The following is a 2,845-nucleotide window of genomic DNA, read 5'->3' as shown; positions in this document are numbered from 1 at the left end:
GACCACCGCAATCGAGAATGCGGTACCCATGGCAATGGTGACAGGTGCCCAGCGGGGTGACGTCAGCGATGGAACAGGCAACGAACTGTCTCCTCGGATTTTCGCCGATCAACTCAGGACGGCAACTCTACCCGTACGTTACAGTAGAGTTTGGTGGCTCGCACCTCGCGTTCGGTCCGGCAGGTCTGGTCCGATGCGGGTGCTCGCTAGAGTGGTCACCGAGCGCGGGCGCAAACATCTGCCCGTCATTCAAGGCCGGGTAGATGGATGTGGAGGTGCACCGATGGGTGACGACGACGGCATGCATATGCAGATTGGGCAGGTCGCGCACCGCACCGAGTTGTCCATCCGCACCGTGCGGCATTACGACGACGTCGGATTGGTCGTTCCCTCGGAGAGAAGCGTCGGCGGTTTCCGTCTCTACACCGAAGCCGATGTCGAACGCCTACTGGTTATTCGGCGTATGAAGCCACTCGGATTCACCCTGGCCGAAATGAAAGGCCTACTCGATGCGCTCGACGTCGTCAACGACGACTCGGCTACCGAGAAAGAGCGCTCCGAGGCGGAGGACTTCATCAACGAATGCCACGGCAAGGCTTCGGAGAGCTGCACCACGCTTCGGCGGCAATTGGCGTACGCCGAGGAACTGACCGAACTGCTCGCAGCGCGAAGCGCGACTTCGGGTTCATCGTCGCCGGCATCTCTCTGATCCGGGAGCGCGCCGGCGGAGTAGGCCCCGTCCCAGGGCGGGTCGAGGCTCTCCGTCCAGATATTCGGATTGCCTCCGGTCTGTGAACTATTATTGCGCACTTGATATTCCGGCGATTCGACACGGCTGAATTGCGGTGACAGGCGAGCGCTAGGCGCCGGTAGCTCCTGTCGAACCGTGGGGAACGCTCCAGAATCTCGCCTCGTCGATGGTGACCTCGATCAGCGCCGCCCCGGTGGTTCCGCGGGGGAGCCACGGGGCAAGCATGCTGTGCCAGTGCTCGGCCACACTGTTGTAGTTGGTGGTGAAATCCGCAGTACCAGTGAGGGATACGGAACTGTTCGCCGATGTGAACGATATGTTGACCGCCGATCTCGCGGCGATGTGGGAGATGATGCGCGAGTTCGTCGGAGCAAGGAAGAACAAAGTTCCGCCGAAATCGCCCACGCGCAAGGCCATCGGCCTGCTGATCAACCGGTTCTGATCGTCGACGGTCGTGACCATCACCGTGTCCAGTGTGCGCAACAGTGCGTGAAGTTTCTCCACATTCTCCGCCGCCATCGTTGTCCCCTTCGGTCACGGTCATGCGCAGCAGCTGCGCCCAGTACTGCAAGAACGTGGATGCGGGTTACCCACATGCCCCGATCTTTCTTCACGGCACGGTGGGGCGCGTCACACTATTTTGCCTATCCGGTAACCAAACTCTACCATTCCGTAAGAGTAGGGTTCGCCGTTCTCGGTCAACCCCGTCGCCTGTCCAGGCGGCCGCGGCCAGGAGATTCCCAGGTTTGCCGCACGCATCCCCGGCGCACGACGCGCCACCCCAGCCGAGTAGGAACTCTCCTGCTCACACGTGAACGGAGCATCGTGGCAGCACATGCCTCACCACCCTCGACCATTCGGGACGCACAGATGACCGCACCGACGGTCATGAGCGCCTTGCGATCACCGCGACTACTCAAAACCGAGGTCCTCGCCGGATTGGTCGTTGCCCTCGCCTTGATTCCCGAGGCGATCGCGTTCTCCATCATCGCCGGCGTAGACCCCCGTGTGGGGCTGTTCGCATCCTTCGTCATGGCCGTCTCCATCGCATTCCTCGGAGGCCGCCCGGCAATGATCTCCGCCGCTACCGGTGCGATAGCCCTGGTCATTGCGCCGGTTGCACGTGAATACGGACTGGATTACTTCATCGCCACCGTCATCCTGGCCGGCATCTTTCAGATCGCCTTCGGTGTCCTCGGTGTTGCCAAGTTGATGCGTTTCATCCCGCGCAGCGTGATGATCGGTTTCGTCAACGCACTGGCGATCTTGATCTTCACCTCCCAATTCCCACACCTGATCGGTGTCCCCGCCATGGTGTATCCGATGGTCGGAGTCGGATTGCTGGTGATGATCCTGCTCCCCAAACTCACCACCGCAGTACCGGCACCACTGGTGGCGATCGTGCTGCTGACCGCGGCGACGGTGGTCTTCGCGTTGAACGTCCCCGACGTCGGGGACGAGGGCGAATTGCCGTCGAGCCTGCCGTCGCTGTTCTTTCCTGATGTGCCGCTCACCGTCGACACCTTCACCATCATCGCTCCCTACGCGCTGGCGATGGCGCTGGTCGGCCTCCTCGAATCGCTGATGACGGCGAAGTTGGTCGACGACATCACCGACACGCACTCGAACAAGACCCGCGAAGGGTGGGCGCAGGGAGTATCGAACGTCCTGACCGGATTCTTCGGTGGCATGGGTGGTTGCGCGATGGTCGGCCAGACCATGATCAACGTCAAAGCATCCGGCGCCCGCACCCGCATCTCGACGTTCCTGGCCGGAGTGTTCTTGCTGATCCTCGTCGTCGGACTCGGTGACGTCGTCGCCTTGATCCCGATGGCCGCGCTCGCAGCGGTGATGATCATGGTCTCCGTCGGAACCATGGACTGGCACAGTGTGCACCCGAAGACCCTGCGCCGCATGCCGCGTAGCGAAACCCTCGTCATGGCCGCCACCGTGATCGTCACCGTCACCACACACAACCTCGCCTACGGCGTGATCGTCGGTGTGCTGACGGCGATGGTGATGTTCGCCCGCCGCGTCGCGCATCTGACGAATGTGGAGAAGGTGTCCGAAGCGGACACCAACGAGGACGGACTC

3 protein-coding genes are annotated in these 2,845 nt (G+C 61.8%); 2 read left to right on the top strand and 1 reads right to left on the bottom strand.

Going from position 1 to position 2,845, the window contains the following annotated elements; all coding sequences use genetic code 11:
* Positions 1–283 precede the first annotated feature (283 nt).
* The gene (locus A2J01_RS05320) at positions 284–709 is read left to right on the top strand and encodes a MerR family transcriptional regulator (RefSeq protein WP_003944676.1); all 426 of its coding nucleotides are present in this window, start codon (positions 284–286) and stop codon (positions 707–709) included.
* Positions 710–859: 150 nt separating this feature from the next.
* On the opposite strand, the gene A2J01_RS05315 is transcribed toward A2J01_RS05320, so the two are convergent.
* Positions 860–1,270, bottom strand: coding sequence for a pyridoxamine 5'-phosphate oxidase family protein (locus A2J01_RS05315; protein WP_064073725.1), 411 nt, complete (start codon positions 1,268–1,270; stop codon positions 860–862).
* 351 nt (positions 1,271–1,621) lie between these two features.
* Between A2J01_RS05315 and A2J01_RS05310 the strand changes: the two genes are divergently transcribed.
* Positions 1,622–2,845, top strand: a 1,224-nt coding sequence (locus tag A2J01_RS05310) for a SulP family inorganic anion transporter (protein WP_064112246.1), incomplete at its 3' end; no start/stop codon positions are given.

This window comes from Rhodococcus sp. EPR-134, assembly GCF_001647205.1.
Classification (GTDB): Bacteria; Actinomycetota; Actinomycetes; order Mycobacteriales; family Mycobacteriaceae; genus Rhodococcus_F; species Rhodococcus_F qingshengii.
This window is presented reverse-complemented; position numbering and strand designations above follow the sequence as displayed.

Excerpts from the sequence above, each read along its gene's own strand:
- A2J01_RS05320 (WP_003944676.1), top strand. The coding sequence starts at position 284 with ATGGGTGACGACGACGGCATGCATATGCAGATTGGGCAGGTCGCGCAC.
- A2J01_RS05315 (WP_064073725.1), bottom strand. The coding sequence starts at position 1,270 with ATGGCGGCGGAGAATGTGGAGAAACTTCACGCACTGTTGCGCACACTG.